Annotated in this window: 2 protein-coding genes; both read right to left on the bottom strand. The window is 51.3% G+C overall.

Features of this window, described 5'->3' with window-relative positions; all coding sequences use genetic code 11:
• Positions 1-182: 182 nt before the first annotated feature.
• On the bottom strand, positions 183-3323 hold the full coding sequence (locus NG833_RS20220; protein WP_254567076.1) for a DUF2126 domain-containing protein: 3141 nt from the start codon (positions 3321-3323) through the stop codon (positions 183-185).
• Positions 3324-3386: 63 nt separating this feature from the next.
• The gene (locus NG833_RS20215) at positions 3387-3974 is read right to left on the bottom strand and encodes a zinc ribbon domain-containing protein (protein ID WP_254567075.1); all 588 of its coding nucleotides are present in this window, start codon (positions 3972-3974) and stop codon (positions 3387-3389) included.
• Positions 3975-4597: the final 623 nt, after the last annotated feature.

Genomic DNA, 4597 nt, shown 5'->3' with positions numbered 1-4597 from the left:
CGAATCGCCTCTACAGGTAGATATCATGGGGTTCAGGCGGATGTGTTGTTAAGACGGGCGATTCTCGAATCGCCTCTACAGGTAGATATCATGGGGTTCAGGCATAAAAAGGCACTTGTCCGGTCCCCTCTCCTCTTAGGGGAGGGTTAGGGAGGGGTTCCCCGCCTCACCCCCACTCCTCCCTATACCCTCCGCAAATCCAAGGTGAGAGGATATTCCCGACTGGGTAAAACCGATCGCAACTCAATCTCGCCCGGAGTATGTCCCAAGGGAACAAATCTCGTAATCAGTCGGCTATGAGCTTCCCGGGAGTTGAGAGGGAAGCTGTTCCACTCTACACCCCCTGGATGTTCGGCGTAGTAAGTACAGCCTCCGAGCGATCGCCCCTGCCAGGTATCTACGATATCAAAGACTAAGGGAACATGAGGGTCGATCGCCGGATGTAATCCTGCTGCTACTTGGCGGGCGCGATATCGCACTCCTGCCACACATTCTCCTGCTGTATCCGTCCCTTGCAATGGCACGGGATAGCCGTTACAGGTGACACTATGCCGTCCGGGGGTGGCATTCCTCAGCAGAACCTGGATGCGCTCCATCGATGAGTCTACATACCTTGCTGTGCCTGTGGTTGTGGCTTCCTCTCCTAACACATACCAGGGTTCGATCGCCCGTCGCAGTTCCAGTTGTACCCCCTCGCGGACGATCGCCCCATATCGCGGAAACCGGAACTCTAAAAATGGCTCAAACCACTCCCACTCCAAGGGATAACCGCTATCGGTTAACTCCCGGAGGATATCCCGAAAATCTGCGGCAATGTAATACGGCAATAAGAAGCGATCGTGTAAAATTGTTCCCCATCGCACTAAGTTTCCGCTGTAGGGTTGTTGCCAAAAGCGGGCAACTAGGGCGCGAATCAGTAATCCCAGGACTAGGGCCATCTGCGGGTGAGGAGGCATTTCAAAGCCCCGTAGTTCCAGCAATCCCAGTTGATTTTTCCAATTTTCCACCGGATACAGTTTATCGATACAAAACTCACTGCGATGGGTGTTGCCGGTGACATCGATCAGGAGGTTCCGTAACAGGCGATCGATGACTTGGGGGGGAATCTCGGCTTTGGGGACTAAATGTGCTAGGGCGATTTCTAATTCATATAAATTTTCATACCGCCCTTCATCGACTCGCGGGGATTGGCTGGTGGCCCCGATAAATAGGCCGGAAAATAGGTAAGATAAGCTGGGATGATGCTGCCAGTAAGTGATTAAACTCCGCAGTAAGTCGGGACGACGGAGTAAGGGACTCTCCTCTAGACTAGGACCGCCTAGGGTGATGTGCGAACCGCCTCCGGTGCCAATGCGGATTCCATCTTTGGTGTATTTTTCTGTATCTAGGCTGCTGAGTCGAGCTTCTTCGTAGAGGCAGGTTGTGGTTTCCACCAGTTCTTGCCAATGGGCGGCAGGATGCAGATTGACCTCGATAACGCCTGGATCTGGGGTGATTTGAAAGCCTTGCAGACGCCGATCGCGCGGTGGGGTAAAGCCTTCAATCTGGACGGAATAGCCGGTTTCGGTGGCAGCATCTTCGATGGAGGCGATCGCATCGAGGTAGTTTTCTGCTGCACTAATCGGCGGCATGAAACAGTACAAGTTGCCCTCTCGCACTTCTACGCATAAGGCGACTTTAACGCTGTTAGGGGTATCCACCCCGTGATGCTTCTCACTTTTGCGATTGCGAACTCGGGCCAAGATATCCTGAAACGGGTGAAAACTGTCCTCGGGATTGACTTCTGCTTCGGTTTGCAGTTCTTCCTCCGGTGCCCAATTCATCGCACTCAGGGGTAAGCGAAACCCGGCAGGAGAATCTCCGGCAATTAAGCAGAGGCGATCGCCGGGAGGATGCCAAGGACAAGTTACCCAGCCCTCTATTCTCTCTGTTTTTGTCCAAATTAAGGGCAAAACGTAGGCACAGAGGTCTTTTTCCGGATTTTTGTCATAAGCAGCGATGACCGAGTTCGCATCCACCCCTAGCCGTTGGGCGACTGCGGTGATGAAAATTTTAGCATCTTTGGTGGTATAATTTGTATCCCCGGTTTCCGGAAGGGGACTGCGCCAAATTGGGACGGCATCCTTGCGCCAATAACAGCCTAATGCCCAGCGGGGTAAGGCTTCCCCGGGATACCACTTGCCTTGACCCTCATGCAAGAGTCCTCCGGGGGCGAAGCGTCGGCGTAATTGGCAGAGTAACACCCAGGCTAATCGGCGTTTTTCGGCCCCCAGTGCGCCAGTGTGCCATTGTGCCGACTCGCGATCGTCCAGGGAAACAAAGGTGGGTTCTCCCCCCATTGTTAATCGCACATCTGCTGCTTGTAACTGGGCCTCGACTGCCTCACCTAACTGGGTGATGGCTTGCCATTGTTCTGCTGTATAAGGTTGGGTCACCCTCGGTTGTTCTTCCATCCGGGTTACCGTGACGGAATAGCTTAAGTCGCTCTCACAAGGACCAATTGAGCCGGTGACGGGTTCGGCATTTTTGGGGTCAGCCGCCGCAGCGAGGGGAATATGTCCCTCAGCGGTGAGGATTCCCGAGGTGGGGTCGAGTCCAATCCATCCGGCCCCCGGGAGATATACTTCGGCCCAAGCGTGTAAATCGGCTTTATCTGCCTCCGGTCCTGGAGGACCTTCTAAGGGAATTTCATCGGGTTTGAGTTGGATTAAATAGCCGGAAACAAATCGTGCCGCTAACCCACAATGCCGGAGAATTTGGACTAATAACCAAGCGGTATCGCGACAGGAACCGAGTCGTTTGGAGAGGGTTTCTTCACAGGTTTGAATGCCCGGTTCAAATCGGACGGTATAGGCGATATCCTGTTGGAGTTTTTGACTGAGGTTGCCAATAAAGGTGGTGATGTATGGGTTGGAGTTTTCTAGTTGATTCACCCATTCGGTTAATAAGGGTCCCGATTCTTGAATTTCCAAACAGGGTTGCAGTTCAGCGGCGAGTTGTTCGTCGTAGGTAAAGGGGTAGGAACTGGCGTACTGTTCGACTAAGAAATCAAAGGGATTGATGGGATGGAGTTCGGCGATTAAATCGACCTGAATCTGGAGGTGACTGGTCTTTTCAGGGAAGTTAACTCGGGCCATAAAATCACCAAAAACCCCTTGTCGCCAATAGAGGGAATGATTCTCCGGGGTGATGTTTAAGGCATAACTCTGAATGGGGGTGCGGCAATGGGGAGAGGGACGCAAGCGCAGGACATGGGGACCCAAAACCGCAGGGCGATCAAAACGGTAGAGGGTTTGATGGTTGAGGGCAACTTTAACAGACATTTAGGGTGACAGAGGGAGAGTGCAATGGCAAGAAAAAGTGGGGGGAATTAAGCGGGCGATCGCTTAGGATAAACGATGACCGCAATTGGCACAAAAACGGTCATTTTCTTTCACCGGCGCACCGCATTGGGGACAGAAATTTTGCCGGTAAGATGGGTTGGATTCTCCCTTACTCGGGGTGGATTCTCCCATACTCATTCCCATATTTCCCATCCGCATTTCCATCGGATTCATTCGCATTTCCATATCCCCCATTTTCATGGGTTTCATGGGTGTCATGGGTTCCATTGGTGTCATGGGTTCCATTGGTGTCATGGGTTTCATGGGTTCCATTGTCGCCGCTGGGGGGGGTTCTGCGGTTTGCATCGGTATCACTTCAGCATTCTCCAAATTCGGGGTTGTGCCGACTGCACTCATGGAGGACCCTTGCAACTGCACATAATGCGGACCGCGATCGCTTTCTATTCGCAAAATGAAACCCCCGGCATTGCGATATAAAATCGGGAGGGCGGTCCATTTTCCCGTGGAAAATCCGCTACTTGATTGTTGCTGTTGACCGGGAAGAGTCCCACTAAGGGTCACAATCGTTTGATTGTCCTGATTGTAAACAAAAACCTGCTGGCCGTTACCCAGGTTACACATATATGCCATAACCGAGCCTCAAATGTTATTAAACGAGGATCTTTTCTAGTTTAGGATAGTTTGGATCGGAAACGACGATGGAATCCGAAACGAAACAAATTGAAATTAAACGCAGGATTATTTAATAAACCAACCCCCAAATTTTCAGACGCCGTTGGGTTCTATCGCTGAACCTGCCTCTGCTATTGCCACCACAGTTTCCCAAGGAACTGGGGGTAATCCTTCTGATGGATAAAAATCTTGTCCCTGTCATCAATTTCTGACCTCAATTTACACCTTCCGCTGAACCTGGGGAAGGGTGACAAGGGTGCGGTCCGAATTTTTCGATATCAAGAAGCTGTGACAAAATGCCAAATAGTTTCCGGGAAAAGTTGCCCCACATCAAGAATCGGTGACAAAGAGGTAGGGCTGTTTCATTCTCAACGCCAAATTACTTTTTTGCTTGTTCGTAAACTCTATCTGGCGGGGGATACAAGCAGATTCCCCTCCTCTGGAGGGGAATTTTGGGGCAGATTCCCCTCCAAGGGAGGGGTGTCCCGAAGGGACGGGGTGGTTTCTTGATTTGGAAGAGACATATACTTTTGAGTAAAGAAGCATAGCTCAATACTTGATTACTAGCTAGAATTTACCAC

The sequence above is a fragment of the Oscillatoria sp. HE19RPO genome, from assembly GCF_024220515.1.
Lineage (GTDB): Bacteria > Cyanobacteriota > Cyanobacteriia > Cyanobacteriales > Laspinemataceae > Laspinema.
This window is presented reverse-complemented; position numbering and strand designations above follow the sequence as displayed.

Coding starts and splice junctions, on each gene's coding strand:
- NG833_RS20215 (WP_254567075.1), bottom strand. CDS start 3,974: ATGGCATATATGTGTAACCTGGGTAACGGCCAGCAGGTTTTTGTTTAC.
- NG833_RS20220 (WP_254567076.1), bottom strand. CDS start 3,323: ATGTCTGTTAAAGTTGCCCTCAACCATCAAACCCTCTACCGTTTTGAT.